This is a genomic window from Gordonibacter massiliensis (ex Traore et al. 2017), from assembly GCF_019731765.1.
Taxonomy (GTDB): domain Bacteria; phylum Actinomycetota; class Coriobacteriia; order Coriobacteriales; family Eggerthellaceae; genus Gordonibacter; species Gordonibacter massiliensis.
In genome coordinates, this window is sequence record NZ_JAASIO010000014.1 from 73,645 (window position 1) to 92,160 (window position 18,516).

Annotated in this window: 14 protein-coding genes; 1 reads left to right on the top strand and 13 read right to left on the bottom strand. The window is 64.6% G+C overall.

Going from position 1 to position 18,516, the window contains the following annotated elements; genetic code table 11:
* Window positions 1-63: 63 nt before the first annotated feature.
* The 5 genes from HCH03_RS13675 to HCH03_RS13695 all read right to left on the bottom strand — a co-directional run bounded on the left by HCH03_RS13675 (window position 64) and on the right by HCH03_RS13695 (window position 7,268).
* Entirely contained in the window at window positions 64-783 is a 720-nt protein-coding gene (locus HCH03_RS13675; RefSeq protein ID WP_221689937.1) for a methyltransferase domain-containing protein, read from the bottom strand.
* 27 nt (window positions 784-810) lie between these two features.
* Entirely contained in the window at window positions 811-1,650 is an 840-nt protein-coding gene (locus tag HCH03_RS13680) for a hypothetical protein (protein WP_185905993.1), read from the bottom strand.
* Between the two features lie 76 nt (window positions 1,651-1,726).
* Entirely contained in the window at window positions 1,727-3,229 is a 1,503-nt protein-coding gene (locus HCH03_RS13685) for an ATP-binding protein (RefSeq protein WP_221689938.1), read from the bottom strand.
* Between the two features lie 61 nt (window positions 3,230-3,290).
* Complete coding sequence (locus tag HCH03_RS16905) at window positions 3,291-4,907, bottom strand: VWA-like domain-containing protein (RefSeq protein ID WP_221689939.1); 1,617 nt, start codon at window positions 4,905-4,907, stop codon at window positions 3,291-3,293.
* A gap of 39 nt (window positions 4,908-4,946) precedes the next feature.
* Window positions 4,947-7,268 (bottom strand): leucine-rich repeat domain-containing protein, encoded by a 2,322-nt coding sequence (locus tag HCH03_RS13695; RefSeq protein ID WP_221689940.1) that lies wholly within the window; start codon window positions 7,266-7,268, stop codon window positions 4,947-4,949.
* Between the two features lie 51 nt (window positions 7,269-7,319).
* Here HCH03_RS13695 and HCH03_RS13700 point away from each other — a divergent pair, with 51 nt between their 5' ends.
* Window positions 7,320-9,515, top strand: coding sequence for a sigma-54-dependent Fis family transcriptional regulator (locus HCH03_RS13700; RefSeq protein WP_221689941.1), 2,196 nt, complete (start codon window positions 7,320-7,322; stop codon window positions 9,513-9,515).
* A gap of 182 nt (window positions 9,516-9,697) precedes the next feature.
* Here HCH03_RS13700 and HCH03_RS13705 read toward each other — a convergent pair whose 3' ends face one another.
* The 8 genes from HCH03_RS13705 to rpoN all read right to left on the bottom strand — a co-directional run bounded on the left by HCH03_RS13705 (window position 9,698) and on the right by rpoN (window position 18,109).
* Complete coding sequence (locus tag HCH03_RS13705; RefSeq protein WP_221689942.1) at window positions 9,698-10,030, bottom strand: hypothetical protein; 333 nt, start codon at window positions 10,028-10,030, stop codon at window positions 9,698-9,700.
* 54 nt (window positions 10,031-10,084) lie between these two features.
* Window positions 10,085-10,348, bottom strand: coding sequence for a hypothetical protein (locus tag HCH03_RS13710; RefSeq protein WP_185905999.1), 264 nt, complete (start codon window positions 10,346-10,348; stop codon window positions 10,085-10,087).
* Window positions 10,349-10,427: 79 nt separating this feature from the next.
* Complete coding sequence (locus HCH03_RS13715) at window positions 10,428-10,772, bottom strand: oxidoreductase (protein WP_080144732.1); 345 nt, start codon at window positions 10,770-10,772, stop codon at window positions 10,428-10,430.
* Window position 10,773: 1 nt separating this feature from the next.
* Window positions 10,774-13,113: a molybdopterin-dependent oxidoreductase gene (locus tag HCH03_RS13720; RefSeq protein ID WP_185906000.1), complete on the bottom strand. Its 2,340-nt coding sequence runs from the start codon at window positions 13,111-13,113 to the stop codon at window positions 10,774-10,776.
* A 44-nt stretch (window positions 13,114-13,157) separates the two neighbouring features.
* Window positions 13,158-13,334 carry a hypothetical protein gene (locus tag HCH03_RS13725; protein ID WP_185906001.1) on the bottom strand — a complete coding sequence of 59 codons (177 nt, stop codon included), beginning with the start codon at window positions 13,332-13,334 and terminating at the stop codon, window positions 13,158-13,160.
* 494 nt (window positions 13,335-13,828) lie between these two features.
* Window positions 13,829-15,064: an MFS transporter gene (locus HCH03_RS13730; protein ID WP_221689943.1), complete on the bottom strand. Its 1,236-nt coding sequence runs from the start codon at window positions 15,062-15,064 to the stop codon at window positions 13,829-13,831.
* A 38-nt stretch (window positions 15,065-15,102) separates the two neighbouring features.
* Entirely contained in the window at window positions 15,103-16,368 is a 1,266-nt protein-coding gene (locus HCH03_RS13735; RefSeq protein ID WP_221689944.1) for an MFS transporter, read from the bottom strand.
* A gap of 355 nt (window positions 16,369-16,723) precedes the next feature.
* On the bottom strand, window positions 16,724-18,109 hold the full coding sequence (rpoN, locus tag HCH03_RS13740; RefSeq protein WP_221689945.1) for an RNA polymerase factor sigma-54: 1,386 nt from the start codon (window positions 18,107-18,109) through the stop codon (window positions 16,724-16,726).
* Between the last annotated feature and the right edge of the window lie 407 nt (window positions 18,110-18,516).

Consider the following 18,516-nt stretch of genomic DNA (forward strand, 5'->3'; position numbering starts at 1 on the left):
GAAACCCTCGACGGCACATCGCCCCCTTGCGCGCGGCACTCGCAGCGCCCGCGCTTCCAAACCCTAGCGGCGCGGCTTGTAGATGCGCGCCGTGGTCTTCACGAACCGCACGTCCTCGTCGCTCTCGGCCACCGGCACCTCGCATCCTGTCTGGTAGCCCGTCTCGGGCCGCACGTCCGATTCCTCGTAGTACTCGGGCTTCTCGAACCCGATGCGGGCCATGATGTCCTCGAATTCCTCGCGCGCGAACGCGGCCTGCACGGCGTTGCCAAGCGCCCGCGCGCGGGCCACCGTGTCCGCGTCGCGCGCCCCGGCCGCCACCACGCCGTCGTACACCAGCACGCCGCCGGGCCTGAGCACGCGGAACGCCTCGGCGAACACCGCCTCGGGACAGTAGTCCACGTTCACGCTGCTGTTGGCGAACACCAGGTCGAACGAGCCGTCCTCAAGTCCGGCCGCCGCAAGGTCCTCCGGGTAGGCCACGAGGTATTCCATGTTGTTCTCGGGCAGCCCGTTGCGGCGCCACGCGTCGTCTTGGTAGGAGCGGGCGATCTCTATCCACTCGGGCGTCGGATCGACCCCCACCACGCGCCCGCGGGCGCCCACGTAGTCGGACAGCTTGACGACGCCCTTGCCCCGACGGCAATCGAGGTCGAGCACGCGCTTCCCCTTGATGTCGCCCAAGAGCGTCATCTTGCACTGGCTCGCGAACCCGTATTCGTTGGGAAGCTGCTCGTAGTACGCCCTCAGGCTCTCCTCGTCGATCGGCTTGTCCGCCTGCATGACTCCACCTCCGCTCGGCCGTGCTCGCTACTTGTACGAAACGCGCGAGTTGTTCACCAGCCACGACAGGGCGGCTTCGCGGCGCGCGAACACCCGCGCCTCGTCGCCCAGGCCCTGATCCTCCAGCTGCTGGCGAATCTTCTCGCGCTGCTCGGCGTCGTTGCCGGGCATCTGGGCCGTGATGTCCGCGTCGGTGAGCTCGATGTCCAAGTGGTCGGCCAGCGCGTCGATGGCGCAGGTGATGCGCAGCGCGTCCAGAGGCTGCCCCGGAAGCAGGTCGGCCGGATCGGGATCCTCCACCAGGCGCTTCGCCAGCTCGTCCAGCACGAGGTCGGGGAACTGGGCGTCGTTCTTCGCCATGTCGGGCAGGCCGAACTGCTTGGCAACGCCCTCGCGGAACTCGGCCACCGTCGTGGCGGGTTCGAAGTGCTCGGCGACGAACGCGTCGGTCAGCTCCGGCGTGCGGCAGCTCAGGATCTTCTCCACCGTCACCTGCATGGTCAGACGCGACGCGTCGCCGTCCTTCGCCAGCGGCAGCTTGATCTTCGCCTCGGCGCCCTTCGTCTCGCCCGGGGCCATGCCCACCAGCTCGTCGTCGAACGTGCGGGGCATCTCGCCGCCTCCCACGTGGTACAGCGAATGCTCCAGCACGAAGTTCGAGGCGGGGTTGCCGTCGATGCAGGCATCAACGGTGGTCACGACCACATGGTCGCCCATCATGACCCCGCGCTCCTCGGCGATCTCGTGGTATTCCGCCAAGGGCTCGAGCAGCTTCTCGATCTGGGCGTCCACCAGGCTCGCGGGCACCTGGGGCTTCGGCAGGTCGAGTTCGACCGGATCGTACGAGGTGAGCGTGTACTTCTTCATAATCTTCTTCTCCTTAGCTGTTTGCCTTGCACGTTGGTTTTTCGGCGCGTTGGTTCGCGGTGCTCCCTAGCTTGCCCTACACGTTGAGGTCTTCGACGCGGCGGCGCAGCTCGCGCTGCCGGTCCGACAATATCATATCCGCGTTGTGCGCGAAGTAAGACGCGCTTCCGTACTGGGCGATGTAGCGTGCCGAGCTGGTGCGCGAGGTGAGCTCCGTCGTGAACACCGTCATCTCCTGCGCGTCGCCGAACGCCTCCTCTACGAAAGAGAACGCGCGGGAAAGCCGCTCCTCCACCTCGGCCGCGCGCCCCTGCAGCGCCTCCGCCCTGTCGGCGAACGCGGCCGCCACGAGCGCGTAGCCCTCGGCCGGATCGGCGACCTCCTCGGCGATCCTCGCCAAGGCGGCTATCTCGTCCAGCTCGCGCTCGGCCGTCGCGCGGCGGCCCTTCGACAGGTTGCCCGCGGCCACGCCCAGCTCGAGCTGCGAGGCGCGCACGCGTCCAAGGTCCTCCAAAAGCTCCCGAACGTCGCCGCCCTCCTCCACGGCGGGCTTCATGCCGCGCAAATCGTCGCGCAGCGCCACGAGCACGTCGGTCTCGTCGACGATGTCCTTCATGTCGCCGCACACGGCGTCCAGCAAAAGCCCCACGAGCGACAGGCGTTCGTCGAACTCGGCCGCGCCGGCTCGGTCGATTATACCGGCAACGTCCCCGCCGGCAAGGATCTCGTCGATGCGGTAGTCGTCGCGGTACTTGTTGAACAGGTCGTAGTACGCGGCGAACTCGCGCGCTATCGTCTCGTTCTGCACGTACTGAACGATCAAATCGTAGTCGACCGTCTTGCCCAGCCGCTCGAATATGCCGATCATGTCCGACAGGTCGTCCCACCCGCGCGCGGTGACGAACGACTTGCCGTCGAGCGACGCCTCGATGGAGTAGAAGCGGTTCTTCTTGATCTCCAAAAACGTGAGGATGGCCGGGTGCGTGCCCTTCGACACCGCGTAGGCCTTCCACGCGCCGAAGTCGGGCTCGACGTTGATCTTCTTCACGCGATCGAGCGTGACGATGTCGAACTCGTGCACGGACTTGTTGTACTCGGGCGGGTTGCCGGCCGTGACGATGATCCACCCCTCGGGCACCGCATGGCGCCCGAACGTCTTGAACTGGAGGAACTGCAGCATAGACGGATAGAGCGTCTCGGACACGCAGTTGATCTCGTCGAGGAACAGGATGCCGCGACGCACCTTGCTCTTCTTCATGTAGGAGTACACGGACGCGATGATCTCGCTCATGGTGTACTCGGAGGCCTCGTATTCCAACCCTTCGAAATCCTCGTGCACGATGAACGGCAGGCCGAGCGCGCTCTGGCGCGTGTGGTGCGTCATGGAGTAGGATACCAGCCCGATGCCCAGCTCGCTGGCGATCTGCGCCATGATGGCCGTCTTGCCGATGCCGGGCGCGCCCACCAAGAACACCGGGCGCTGGCGCGCGGTATCCAGAAGGGGCCGCCCGCGGTCGTCGACCGCCAGGTACGCCTCGATAGTGTCTTTCACCTGCTGTTTCGCTTCCGCAATGTTCATAGTTCGCTCCTTGAGTCCACCGATTGCCGCCCTTCGCCTCGCAGGCCCCGCCCGCCGTCCGTCACGTCAATCCCCTCTCGTCCAGAATGACCTTGAGCGCCCACGGGGGCACCGTCGGATCCGAGTAGCCGTCGTCCAAGAACACGAACACCGCGTCGTAGGCCGGCTGCCTGCGCGGGAACGTGCCCTGCCCGTCCGTGAAGTAGACGAGGCCCCGCAAGTCGGAGAACTCGCCCTTCTCAACCAAAAGGTTCACGTATTCGAACACCGGCCGGAAGTCCGTGCCGCCGAACCCCTTGAGCTCCAGGTTCTCCAAGTACAGGTCGAGCTCCTCGAGCGAGGTGATCTTCGTGTCCTCCTGCACGCGCGCGTCGCACTGGATGACGTGGATGTTCACGCGGTCGGTGAAGTTCTCGGCCTGCTTCAGTATGTTGTACGTCTTGCGCATGAACGCCTGCACCAGATCGCCCGACACCGACTCGGACGTGTCGATGGCGATGGCGAAATCGTGCACCGCGCGCGTCTCCTTATACTCGAGCGGCTCGATGAGCGGCATGTTGCCGTACTGGTCCAGGCCGTACGTGTAGTAGATGTAGTCGAACTCGTCGGGGTTCACGCGCATGCGCTCATGCAGCGTGGCGAAGCGCTTGAGGAACTCCGCGTAGTCGTGCTTCTCGCGGTTCACGGCCTCGAGCGCGGCGGCGAAGTTGCCCGCCCCCTCGCCCTGGCGCAGCATATGCGCCTCCAGCTCGATCTGGATGTGCCGGCTCACGTCGGCCCACTGTTCGGCCAGCTCGTCGTCCACGGCCGGCTCGTCGTCGCCGGAGCCGCCCTCGTCGTCGCGCTCGTCGGCCGGCTCGTCGCGCTCGGCCTCGTCGTCGGGCGACTCGCGATCCTGCTCGTCGTCGCCCCCGCTCGGCGCGGGCATCTCGGAGGCGCCGCGCGTGTCGTCGAGCGACTCGCTCCCCTCCGACGTGGGCAGCTCGCCGCCCTCGCGGTCTTCCGACTGCTGGCGCGCGGCGCTCATGGATCCGCGCGCCGAGCCTTCGGCTCCGTCGTTGTACCACAGCCCGTGCGTGTCGCGGTAGAACATGGGCGCCAGCGAGCGCAGGTCGACCTGGCTGCCCTCGTTCGAGAAGAAGTGGTAGAGCCGCTCGGCCGTCACCACCCCTCCCACCTGGGCGCGGATGACCTTGAGCGCCTCGCGCGCGCGTCGGTCGAAGTTGCTGGGAAACGCCTCGCCCACCAGATCGAGCAGCAGCGCCTCGATGGCGATGTCGCAGGCCACGTCCCACGGCTGCCGCAGCACCGAGTACAGCATGAACGGATGCCGGAATATGCAGTGGAACAGGCAGTGGATGACGTCGCGCACCACCTCGTTCGGCGAGAGCTTGAAGCGGTCGACCACGTACTCGGGATCGTAGTACAGCTTCAAGCCGTCGCTCGCGATGCCGTAAACGTCGAAGCTCGGCACGAGCGGCATGCGCCAGAGCGCCCGGTCGAGGAAGCGGAAGCGCACCGCGAGCGACGTGCGCGCGTCCTCCAGAATGTCGTTGGCCACGGGAAGGCACCGCTCGTAGCGCTCGCGCTTCTCGGCCATGCGCGCCTCGGTGGTCAGGGCTATCTTCTCCGGTGCGGTGCCCCGGGCGCGCGCACGCTCCCGTTCCTCGAGAACCACGTCCCCTTCCGCTATGGGCGTCAAATCTTTCATAGGCGTTTACAAGCTGAAGTCTACGCCCGCGCTCGGCATCGTGCGATGCTGCAGCTCGAGCAGGCAGGCGGTGGCTTGCGTCCTCCCCTCAAGCGACGTGGTCCTCAGTTCCGCTTCAACGACGTCCTCGGCAAGCAGCCCCCGGTCTGCCAGCCACGCCAGCGCGTCCAGGTCGCCCTGCTCGGCGAAGTAGCGGCACGCGGCCGCGCTCTTGCGCTGGAATATCCCCTCGTACAGCTCACGCATGCGCTCGTCGAGGCGCATGGGGTGCGTCAGGCGGTACAGGGCGGCCGGCGCGAACTCCCGCATGGTGGCGGCGTGCGTCACCCACGAGTCGTAGTATTCGAAGTCGAACACGGTCCCCGCCGGGCCCGCGTCGAACAGATACGACGGGGAGCGGTACCGCGAGGACAGTTCGGGCACCCGGAAATCGCCCTTCTCGTAGCCGTCGATGGGCTCGGGGAACTCCACGTGCACGACCGGAATGGTACGCGCCGTGGAGAACGCCCCGTTGCAGACGCTGTGCAGGTGCCCGTGCACGTACAGCTCGCTCACGCCCGAGGCGCCGCAGAACGCGAGGCTCGCGACGTGCGTCACCTGGCGCGGAATGCGCACCACGTCGTCGGGCCCTACGTACAGAAGGCAGGTGTCGCCGCCCATCTTGCTGCCGTCGCGCTGGCACAAAAGCCCGTTTTCCAAGTAGAACGCGGGGTTGCCCGCGTCGAGCGAAATCGACTGCAAAGGCGCGCGGGGCATGAGCTGGTTGTCGCCCTGCACGAGCAACGCGTCCTCCCCGATGAAGCGCACGTTCTCCGAAAGGCGCAGCGTGAGAAGCGAGGTGTCCAGGAACGCGCGCGCGCCGATGCGCTCGAGGCTCTCGGGCAGGTCGACCCGCACGAGCTGCCGGTTCCCGCGGAACGCCTCGCGGCCCACGGAGAACACGCCCTCGGGCAGCTTCACCGCACGCACGGTGGCATGGCGCTTGAAGGCCTCGTCGGCCACCGCGTGCGTGCCGGGCCGCACCCGGTAGCTCGCCACCCGGCCCACCAGCTCCAAGAACACGTCGTGGCGATACAGGCCGCCTTCGGCGTCCAGCTCGAGGAAGCGGTTCGCCGCGGACACGCTCAAAGCCCCGTCGGCGATACGCTCCTGCGCGGGCGTGTGGTCGAAGGCGCGGAATCCCAGGTGCTCGAGCGCCGGCGGCAGCTCGACGCGGCAGGCGGCCGTGAAGGCGAACGCCTCGGACCCGATGTCCCGGCACCCGCTCGGCAGGCGCACCTGCGACAGCGCGGCGCAATGGTAGAACGCCTTCTCCCCGATGGACTCCACCGAAGCGGGAAAGCCCACCGCGGCCAGCCCCGTTTTCGCGAAGGCCATGCGGCCCACGCTGCGCAGGGAGTCGGGCAGCGCGACCTGCTCGAGCCCGCCGAGCGAATCGAACGCGCGCTCGTCCACGGCCTCGCATCCGGCGGGCACCTCGTAGGCGGCGCACGGAACGACCAGGCGGTACAGGTGGCGCCGGTCCTTCGAGAGCAGGGCCTTGCCGTCGGTGACGAAGCGCTCGTTGGCCGCGTCGACGGACACGCGCTCCAAATGCGGCAGCCCCAGGGGCTTCGCGTCGAGCGCCTGCACAAGGGGCCCGAACACCACGTGCGCCACCGGCGCGTCTGAGAACGAGTTGCCCTCGAGCCGCACCGTGGGCATGGCGAGCTCCACCTCGACCAGCGAGCCGCATTGCAGGAACATGGTGGGGTCGACCTGGGCGAGCGCCGCCGAGAGCCGGACGCTTCTCAGGTTGACGCAGCCGTCGAACACGTGGTTGCCCGCGAACTCCACCGTGTCGGGCATCGAGGCGCGGCGCAGCTCCGCATGGTCGCGGAACAGGTTCGTGGCCAACGAGGTCACGCGCGCGCCGCCGACCTCGGCCGGAATGTCCACGCACTCCGCGCAACCCTCGTAGGCCACGAGGCGCACCGAGCCGTCCTCGCGCAGGCGGTAGCGGTAGTCCCCGTGCCGCAGCTCCTCGCCGTCCGCGTCCTTGCGCTTGAAGTTCGGCAGGAAGTATCCTTTTGAGACAAGCTCCTCCGCCGGGGAGCGGCGCACGTCGTCGCCCTCGAAGTCCCGCCCCTCGGCGGGGGACCGGCGGATGCCATGGTCGAAGGCCCACGGCTCTCCCCCCTGATCGGCCCCTTCGTCGTCGGGACGCCAAGGCTTGCGCCCATCGAGGTGCCACGGCCTGCGCCCCTCGAACTCCTTGGCCGAGGCATGCGAGGAAGAGCTCCCGTTTCCGGAGCTTTTCTCAAAATGATCTTCTTCGCAAACTTGCATCACTTTAATCCTATAATAAAGTACCAACATACTTGTTACGGGGGGTTCTTCATGGACGACGCGACAGACAGCCTGGACATCAACTACGCGAGCGATCTCCAGCTCATCAGATCCATGCATGAAGACGATTCGTTTTGGGACAGCATCCTCGATGCCAAGCTCGACTTCCTCAACAACGGCACCGATCCCCATCTCGCGCCCTGCGTCAGGCCCGAGATCGCCGATTCGTGGATCAACTCGCGCGACAACGGCCTCGATCCCGACGAGGAGAACCTGGGAGAGTACATATCCGAAGAGGCGTACGAGGAAACGCTCGCGAAGAACGCGCAGCTCATCGCCACGGTGAAATCGCTTTTGAGAAGCGTCGAATCGCTGAACCTGCAAAACGACTACATCTTCGAGTTCCTCGACGCGAACGGAACGCCCCTCGTGCTGATCGGGAACCTGCGGCTCCATCGGTTCGTGGGGTTGAACTACCGCTGCAACGAGCGGAACATGGGAACGAACGCCCACTCCCTGTGCATGCGCCACAAGAAGCCCTTCGTCATCATCGGCCCCGAGCACTATTGCTTCAAACTCCAGGGCCTCATCGCCTGCGCCGCCCCGCTCATCGACCAATCCGGCACGAGCATCGGCGCCCTCACGCTCACCCAGCCCATATCGGACAACTCGCTCACCTCGGCCAACAAAAAGCTGCTCGCCCATGCGATGAGCCTCGTGTCGTCGCTCGCCACCACCATCAACGGGCAGATGAGACTGCACGAGTACGACATCCAACTCGCCGAGACCGAGTCGAAGTACAGCAAGGCCTCGCTCGAAGCCCAGCGGTTCGAGGTCATCTCGCGCAACATCATCGGCACCGTCAAAGACGGCATCCTCATCTGCGACGCGCAGGACACGATCACCCTCGCCACGCCGGAGGCGGCGCACATGTTCAAGACGGCGCCCGACGAGCTGCTCGGTCTGAACGTGAACACCCTCATCAACGACAACCGGAGCTTCGAGGAGGTCATCGAGCAGGGCGGCAGCTCGTCCTTCGCGGTGGACGGCGTGCCCTACGAGGCCAAGATCTCGCGCATCTACGGCAGCGACCGGGACTTCGAGGGTTACATCGTCTCGCTCAAGGAAGCGAAGCCCCTGTCCTCGATGGGAGCCTCCCGCGGCAAGGCCGGCGACGTGGCAACGGTCACGTTCGAGGACATCCTCGGAAAGAGCCTGCAGATATCGCGGGCGAAAAGCCTGGCCGCGCGCTTTGCGAAGTCGAACGAGAACATCCTGCTGGCGGGCGAAAGCGGAACGGGCAAGGAGCTGTTCGCCCAGGCCATACACAACAAGTCGTGCCCGAACGGGCCCTTCATGTCCATCAACTGCGCCGCCATCCCGCCGCGCCTCATAGAAAGCGAGCTGTTCGGCTACGAGAGCGGCAGCTTCACCGGGGCGGAGCGCGGCGGCAAGCCGGGCAAGATCGAGCTTTCGGACGGCGGCACGCTGTTCCTCGACGAGATCGGCGACATGCCGCTCGAGCTCCAGGCCACGCTTCTGCGCGTCCTGGAGAACAAACGCGTCATCCGCGTGGGCGGCAAGTCGTACAAGCAGATCGACTTCCGCCTGGTGGCCGCCACGAACCAGAACCTTCCCCAGCTGGTCGAGCAGCATCAGTTCCGCGAAGACCTGCTCTACCGCATCTCGGTGCTCACCGTCGATTTGCCGCCGCTGCGCGAGCGGCTGGGCGACGCGCTGTACTTCGCGCGCTACTTCCTGAACGAATGCCAGATCAAAACCGGCAACGGCCTGGTAAGGCTTTCGGACGAGGCCGCGAAGCTCATCGAAACGTACACCTGGCCGGGCAACGTGCGCCAGCTCAAGCATGCGATCTACTCCGCCTACTACACCTGCGAGGACGGGACGATCTCCGTCGAGGACTTCCCCAGCTACATCGTCAACGCCGCCAAGACCCCCTCCGACGAGGGCGTCGAAGCCCCGCTTCCGCAAGCTGCTCCGGCACCCCAAAACGAATCGTCTTCATCTTTCAAGGTGCAAAGCGCCCCCGCCTCCGCGCAAAGCGCCGAAAGCGGCGAACCCTCCCCCGCCGCGAAGGCTCCGCTGCCCACGCTCTCGCTCAAGGAGCTCGAGAGCATAGCCATCAACGAGGCCATCCTGCAGGCGGATGGCAACATCGCCACCGCTGCCGCCATCCTCGACATCAGCAAGGCGACGCTGTACCGCAAACTCAAGGAAAGCCAATAGCCTTCCCGCCTCGAACCAAGGGCACCCGAGGTCCGAAAAGCCAAACGGGCTGGAGATGAGCGTTAAGCACCTTCTCCAGCCCGATCATTCAACACAGGCACGGTTTATGCGAGCCATGCCCTCGCCCCCCTCTTTTTCAGGCCGAACCTCGGCGCCCGCACGCGGGAGCCTGGGCACGAGCCTTAGAAGACGTGCCCGCACTTCTTGCACGCCGTACGCGTCCCTAACACGTAACTGCCGCACTCCGGGCATACCTTCGTTCGTCCCGTCTCCACGCATTCGTTGCAGAGCGGCCGCTCGAACGGCGAGCAGAAGAAACAGGCCTTCTTCACCTCTGCGTTGAGGTGGTCGACCGCCTTCTCCTCGTCATGCGCGACCGGGGCCCCGCACTTCTTGCAGGTGTCCCGTTCGTAGGGGTTGTACCACCCGCACTCGGGACACTCGACGGGAAACTTGTAATCCGCCTTCTTATGGCAACGGCGGCACCATGGGCTGCAGGTTCTACAATTAGGCATGTGCGCTTCGCCTCATTCTAAAACATCCGCCGTACGCCGCCGGACAGGTCACGGTTAGTTCGTCGGCGGCTTCGGAGCGCCGGGCGCTTTTGGGGCCGAAGGGGCGCCGGGAGCCTTGGGGGCGCCGTCAAGACCCTGGGGCTTGAGCGAGATTTCCTTGGGAGCGGCAGAAGCCGGAGCCGCAGCCTGGTCCGCAGCCTTGCGGGATTCGTTCAGATCGGCGCCGCACTTCTGGCACGTCTCGTTCGTGGGCTTGTTGAACGCGCCGCACTCGAGGCACTTCACAATGGTAACGGTATTAGCTGGTCTGTAACACATGGCTTTCTCTCCTTACGTTCACGTCTTGCTGAGGCTGGCGCCCCGGCCGGAAGCCGGGGCGCCAGCGAGACGAAAAGTCTTACTGCTCAGGTACGTAGATCCAGGTACGGGGCATTTCCTTGGCCTTCTCGGCCAGCTCGTCCACCGTGCCGTACTTCATGCAAGCCGACTGGCAGTGATGCACGCAGGTCGGGAGCTTGCCCATGGCCGTACGATCGGCGCACAGGTCGCACAGCGACGTCATCACGGGCAGGTAATTGTACTCGAACTTGCCGTTGGGCATCTTGCGCGGGCCGTCCTCGAACAGCTGGATGCCGTTCGCTTCGCCGGCCGCCCAGCCGTGCTCAACCTTGCAGGCCATCTCGCAGGAGTGGCAACCGGTGCACCACGTGTAGTCGATCAGAAGTCCGTATTTTTCCGCCATCTTAGAAACCTCCCTTGCGGGTCACGATCTCGCTGGGCGAGCAGTCGTTCTCCTTCGTGACCGGATAGATCTTGCAAATTTGGTTCGCGTACGGGGCGCCGTACAGCGTAGGACCGGTAACACCCTGAACCGTGAGGTTGTTGATGTTGGAGTCGAACACGCCGAACAGGTTGGGCTCTGCGCCGTCCGTCTCGGGGAACCACCAGCCGTGCTCGGAGCGCACGGTGTCGGGCTTGAGGGACGCGTTGATGCGCACGCGCTGCTTGCACTTGCCGCGCATGTTCTCGACCCAGATCCAGTCGCCCTCGCACACGCCGATCTTCGCGGCGGTGTCGGGATGCAGATCGGTCAGCGGATCGGGATGCGACTCGCGCAGACGCGGAACCTGACGCTCCTCCGAGTGGAAGTACTCCCACGTACGGGCGCCGGTGGTGAGGACGTACGGGTACTCCTCGAACAGCTCCGGCGTGGAGATCGGGGACTCAGGCGGCTCCTCGTAGTACGGCAGCGGATCGAAGCCCCACGCGTCGAACAGGGTGTTGTACAGCTCGCACTTGCCCGTGTTCGTGTTGAAGCCGGGCTGGCCGTCGTCGCGCAGCCAACCGAGCTCGAACTTGCGGTACGCCCAGTCGTCCGGCCAGTCGATGACCTTCTCGGTGAGGTCGAGGAACGTCTGGTCGGTCTTGTGCGGCCAACCGGCATGGAAGCGGTTGCCGGACTGGATCCACCACGTCATGAGCTCGACGTCCGTCTCCCACGGGAACAGCCTGGGATTGAGGCGCTTGCCCAGCTCGAGGATGATCTGCTCGTCGGACTTGGCCTCGTAGTAGTCGGCGACCTTGACGATGGAGCGCAGCGGCCACCACCACACGCGAGCGGAGTTACGCTCGCAGCTCATGCCGCAGGGCAGCACGATGTCGGCGCAAGCCACGGCCGTCGGGGTCATGAACACGTCGACCACGACGTTGTAGTCCACCGAGCGCATGGCGTTGTACACGCGCGGGGCGTCGGCAGCCATGTTGGCGATCGGGTTCGTGGACTGGATGAACAGCATGCGGATCGGGTACGGCTCGCCGGTCTCGATGGCCAGGAGCACCGTGTCGCCGTTGGCGGTCGGGTCGAAGCCGAGGGCGTGCAGCGGGGAGGTGTCCACGCCGAGCATCTTGCCGAGCATCTCGTCGGAGAGGTTCCACATGCCGCAGCCGTAGGAGTCGGGAATGTCGTAAGCGCAACGCGGGATCATCATGCCGCCGGGCACGTCGATGTCGCCGCAGATGGCGCCCAAGGAGAGCAGAGCCTGGGCCAGAGGAATGCCGCAGACGGTCTGGTCGACCTTGAGGCCCCACTGAATCGTGGAGGGGTTGCCGGAAGCGTAGGCGCGGGCAGCGGCGCGGATGTCCTCGGCGTCGATGCCGGCGATCTCGGCGGCCTTCTCGGGCGGGTAGTCCTTGCAGCGCTCGGCCAGCTCGTCGAAGCCGTAGCACCAGTTCTCAACGAAGTCGTGATCGTAGAGATCCTCTTCGATGATGACACCCAGCATGGAGATGACGACCGCGGCGTCGGTGCCGGGGCGCACCTGCAGCCAGTGCTCGGCCTTGGAGGCCAGCCACGTGCAGGAGGGGTCGAGCACGATGAGCTTCGTGCCGCCTTCCTTCATGACGTCGACGATCCAGTGGCCGAAGAAGCCGTCGCCGTTGGACACGAGGGCGTTGTTGCCGCAGATAAGCATGTAGTCGGGGAACACGTACTCCGGATCGGCGAAGCGCTTCTCGAGGTGCTGCGAGCAGTCAGCCACGAAGAAGTCGCCCATGAAGCAGTGACCGATGGTCGTACGGGGCAGGTAGCAGGCGTCGCCGGACAGGAAGCCGAGCACGAAGTTCGGGCTGCCGAAGGCGGCGTAGCTCAGGTAGGGGGTCTGCCAGCAGATGTTACGGCCGGTGCCCTGCATGGACACGATGGACTCGGGGCCGTAGTCCTCCCAGATGGCGCGGACGTGCTCGGCGATGTCGTCGTAAGCCTCGTCCCACGTGATGCGCTCCCACTTGTTCTCGCCACGCTCGCCGACGCGCTTCAGGGGGTACTTCAAGCGGTCAGGATGGTAGAACGTCTCGACGACGTCGAGGCAACGCATGCAAAGACGGCCCTGGTTGTAGGGGCTCAGCGGGTCGCCTTCGATCTTCTCGACCTTGCCGTCCTTGGTGTAGTACAGAACAGAGCAGCCGTTGTGGCAGCCGGGGGCGGTCCACATGTTCGTACGCGTGACCGTGTACTCACCCTCTTGCCACTGCCAATCTGTTTTGTAGACGTCTTTGTTGACGCCTTCGAGTTCGTTGGTAAGCATACTTGCTATCCCTCTCTCTCCGATTCTCCTCTTTCGGGCAGTTCTTAGACTTCCCCGTCTTTCAACGTCGGACGACGAGGCTTCGTCCAGTCGCGTCCCGAAGCATCCTGCGCCTTCTGCTGCCACGCTTCCTTGTTCTTGTTCGGGTCAGCCAGGTGCTCCGTCTTGCGCTTTTCCTGGAACTCCCGATCCAGGTCCAGCCTCTTCTTCTCCTCTGCCATTTGCATGTCCTCCTCTCCGACAAACCTCCGCCATGGTTGAACATGGCCTTACAACGTGAATCAGAAAGGCTTTCGGCGTTGCTCCTTTGCCGGTTGCGCCTTCTGATATAGGTAGTTGCATGCTCCGTGCCAATCGGGCGCATCCTTGCGAGAGAATTTGCAAAATGCCTGTTCAACGGCATGAAAAATGTTTTCATGGCCTTTTTGGCGATCGGGAGGCCGCAGGTGGTCGCAGCGATTGTCTCAATTTGCTTCTCGAAATCGAGCGCCATGCGGCAGGCGCGGCTCGCATATTGAGAACGCCCTTGTCCCTTCCGTCTCAATTTTTGAGACGGGCTCGAAGCCGCGTCGGCACAGCGGGCGCCGCAGCCTGCCGACGCATAAAAAAGCGATGCGGACACCTCTTGGGGAAGTGTCCGCATCGCGGTCATGCGGACGGGCGAACCCGTCCGCGCCCAACCGGGCAGGATCGTATGCCGAAGCAGGCTATCCCGCTACTGCACCTCGCCGGCCGGCGAGAGAACGGCCTCCGGCGTTTCCGAAGAAGGAGCGTCGTCAACACTGTAAAGCTTCGTGAACGACAGCACGACGGCAGCCAGCACGCACGATGCGCAGATGGCTATGGCGCCCACATGCCAACCGGCCGCCTCGACGACGGCGCCGATGATCGGCGGGCCGAGGAGGATGCCCACGTTGAACCCGATGGACACCACGCCCAGGGCCACGCCCGCCAGTTCGGGCTTCTTGACCGTCTGGGCGGCCATCGTCCACAGCACGCAGGGGAACCCTGCGTCGACGAAGCCGTACACGACCACGAAGCCGATGAGGAACGCCGGGTTGTCCATGAACATGCCCACGAGCGACGCGATGCCGTAGCAGATCAGCGCCGCAACGCCGAACAGCTTGCGGTTCTTGACGCGGTTCAGCAGCGCGCCGATGACCACCGCGGCGATCACGCCGAAGATGGAGAAGTACCCCACCCACATGTTGGCTTGGCCCTCATCCCAGGTGAACGTCTGCGCCCAGCACGTGGCGATCCAGTTGACAAAGCCGAAGCAGCCGATGCAGAAGAGCATCGTGGCCAACGAGAGCACCCAGGCCGAAGGCGACTTGATGCCCTCGACGATGGACACGTCCTCGCTCTCCACGTCAGCATAGCTGTCCTCGGGACGGGGACTCTTCACGCACAGGACGTAGAGCACGAACGCGACGACGCACGCAACGAGCCCGAACCACCACACGCCTTGCCAACCGAAGCTCGTCGTGAGCAGCGCGCCCAAGAAGAACATGACAGCCTGGGCGCCCATCTGGTACGCCGCCCAAATGCTCATGGGCAGGCCGCGCTTCGCCTCGGGGAACCACATGGCGATGAGCGACGGTCCGATGACCGACATGAGGCCCACGCCCACGCCCTCGACGATACGGCTCGCCATGAGCACGGGAACGCTGTCGGTGAACACACCGATGAGCGAGCCCAATATAGCGCATGCCAGGGCCACGATGCCGCCCTTCTTCGGCCCGAGCTTGTTCAGCACGATGGAGGCCGGGATGGCCATGATGATGCCCACCAGCGAGAACAGGGAGCTCAGCCAACCGGCCGTGGCCATGTCGATGCTGAATGCGCCCATCAGGGTTGTCATGCAGGGTGCCACTTTGTTCTGCACGAGCGCCAGCGAGATGCCGGCGAAGATAGTCGCGAACGCGACGATCCAAGCTCGTTTCGTCTTCATTAAACTACTCTCCTTCAGTTACACGGAAGCTCGATCTGCTACACCACCGCTTGGGTCAAGTCGTCTTCGATGCCCGTTGCGCGAGCCGTCGCCTTGTCGGAGTCGTGATCGTACGTCTTCACGAAGAAGAACGCGATCGCACCCAAAACCGAAGCGATGGCCAGCGGAATGGTGGCAGTTGCCCATCCGTAGTTCTCGATGAAGAAACCGGTCACCGGGGGGCCAAGCAGCGTGCCGATGTTCAAGCCCACGTTCAGAATACCGATAGCCGTTCCCGAATACTCCGGGCTCTTGGCCGTCGAGGGGCACAAGGTCCAGTACACCGTCGGGATAGAGCCCTCGAGGAACGGGTAGATGAGAATGAAGGGCAGGATCAGGCCCGGCTCCTCCATCCGGAAGCAGAAGAACAGGATGAACGTGTACAGCAAAAAGCCGATGACGCCCACGAAACGACGGTTCTTAAGCTTGATGTGGTTCAACAGCCAGCCGATGAAGATGACGACCGGGATCTCGATGGCGTACATGACCGACACCCACCAGTTCGACTGGTTCATGTCGCCGCCGAAGAGCGTCTGCGCCCAGTACAGCGAGATGTACGTGGCGAAACCGAAGCAGCAGAACGTGAAGATGGTGCCGGCGATGGTGAGAATCCACGTCGAAGAGGACTTGAAGCCGTCACCGAGCTTGAACTCTTCCTCGTCCTCGCCTTCGGCGTAGTTCGGCGTGCCCTCGGGGGGCGCGTCGACCTTCCACATGTAGAGAATGAGCACGACCACGCAGAACGCCACGCAGAACCACCAGACGCCCTGCCATCCGAACGCCGTGCTCAGGCCGCCGCCGATGAAGAACAACAGCGTTTGGGAGCACATCATCCACGAACCCCAGAGGCCCATGGGCAGGCCGCGTTTCTCGGCTGGGAACCACATGGAGATAACCGTTGGTCCGACCACGGCGATCATGCCCACGCCCACGCCTTCCAGCACGCGGGTGGCCATGAGCACCCAGAGTTCGGTCGCGAAGGCGCCGATGATGCCGCCCACGGCCGCGCAGGCCAGCGAGATGACGCCGATCTTCTTCGGACCCATCTTGTGCATGAGCATGGAGGCCGGGATGGCCGTGATCATGCCCATGATGGTGAACACCGACGTCAACCAGCCGGCGTCCGTTTCACCGATGTTGAAGTACGCCATGACGACGTCGATTACGGGCGGTACTTTGTTTTGGACGTTGGCTAGGGCAAAGCCCCCGAAAAAGGCGATGATGACGACGGTCCACGCCGCCGCAGTCTTTTGCTTTTTAGTCAATCCAACTCCTCCTTATTCCGACAGTCCCCGTTTACATACGAAACCGGCTTCGGAAACGCTCTCGGACTCGAACGGCCGCAGGGATGACAGCCCGTCGAACTTCCCCCCGACGAACTGCACGCCCGTTCACCTGGCTGATCCCAACAGCCAAAGTCAAAGACGCCTCGTAATCATCGATGCAAGAACCGTGCCACTTTCCAAGTTGGATGACAAAGCAGGTCAAAGCGCAGCGTTCTCGAAACGGCTTCGCACCGGGCCGCGAAGGAGCCGTCACAATTTGAGAATCGTTCCAAAATAAGAAAAAGCGCCATCGCAGAGAGCGAATGGCGCTTGCGTGCGAACCCAGCTTGCGAGCCTAGCTGCGACGACGCGCTGCGCGCGCGGGGATGCCGAGCTCTTCGCGGTACTTGTTCACCGTGCGGCGCGACACGGACACGCCCTCGCGCGCCAAAGCCTCGGACAGGGCCTGGTCGCTGAGCGGGTTCGAGGAATCCTCCTTGGCCACGAGCTCGGTTATGCGATGCTTGACGCTGATGGAGGACACCACGCGGTCGGCCGCGTGGTAGGCGGACGAATGGAAGAAGAAGCGCAGCTCGAACACGCCGCGCGGCGTTTGCATGTAGTTCCCGCTCGCAATGCGGCTCACCGTGGACTCCGACACCCCCGTGGCCTCGGCCACCTGGACCATGGTGAGGGGGCGCAGGCAGTCGTAGCCTCGCTCGAAGAACTCGACCTGCATCTCCACGATGCAGCAGGCGATCTTGTGCAGCGTCGAATGGCGGTAGTTGATGCCGTCGATAAGGCTCTCGGCTTCCTTGAGCTTCTCCTTCAGATACGTTTCGGCGTCGCGTTCCTTCACGTTCGAGGCCATCGCCCGGTACGTGGGGTTGATCTTCAGATGCGGCAGGTAGAAGTCTTGGAGGCTCACCTCGTACTCGCCGTTGCCGCACGCCTCCACCACGACCTCCGGCCAAATGGGCCGCGACGGGCTGCCGAACTGGCTGGCCGGACGCGGGTTGCACGTGCGGATGACGTCGAGCGCCTCGTTGAGCTCGGCGAGCGAGAGCCCCATGTCGCGCGCGATGGACGCGGGGGTGCGCGACTCGAACTCGGCGAGGTGGCTCTTCACGAGCCGCTCGAGCGTGGGGGTGAACTTGCCGTTCTTCCGCAGCTGCAGCTCGAGGCACTCGGCGAGGTTGCGCGCGCCCACGCCCGTGGGCTCGAACTGCTGGACGAGCGAGAGGACGCGGGCCACCTCCTGCTCGGGCACGCCGAGCGCGGAGGCCACCTGCTCGACGGACGTCCTCAGATAGCCGCTGCCGTCGATGTTGCCGATAAGGTACTCCCCGATGGCCATCGCATGAGGAGAGTCGGCCTGCAGGCGCAGCTGCTCGAGCAAGAACTCGTCGAGCGTCTCCCCTTCGGTCAGGTACCGGTCGAACGAGAACGAGCGCTGGGACATGTCGCCGCGTTCGGCGTCGAACGTCTCCGGGCTGCCGTGCCCCCGCTTTTCGAAGAGCGCGTCGGCGCTCACGTCCTGCACGTACCGGTCGGGGGTCAGAGGGTGGCGCGGCTCGACCCAGTCGTCGTCATCGAAAAACGGGTTCTCCTCGACGCATTTCCGCGCGTACTCGGAAAGCTCCAGCGCCGACATGCGCAGGATGGCGATGCCCTGCTTGAGCTCGGTGGTCAGATGGAGATGCTGCTGCAGGGAGAGGTCGGGCCTCTGGTCGATGTTCACGCGGCCGCCCCTTCCCCGCCGTGCGGACGCGCATCGAAGAAGGCGCCCTTCGCCGCGCCTCGCCGCGCGCGAACGCGTCCGGCGCACGCCGAAAGCCGCAGCCGGCACGGCGCCGACCGAAGCACACGCTGGTTTCCCGCCAAAAAGCCCTGTCGCATGACAGCCTCTTCCCCCCGTCGGAAACAGCTTGCCGAGAGCGCGGGCCTCCTCCAACCCGGAACCCTCGGATGGAACGGTGCCTATAGTAGCACGATCAAACGGAAAGACGACGAAATCGACAGGGGAACGATTCGCGCGCTGCGGACGCTCTGCGAGAGCGGGCCGCTTTCGGAAGCGCGACCGCCGAACCCTCGAAGCGCGCGGCAGCCGGGTCGCGAAAAGCGCTATCATGAGGGCGAAGCACCGAC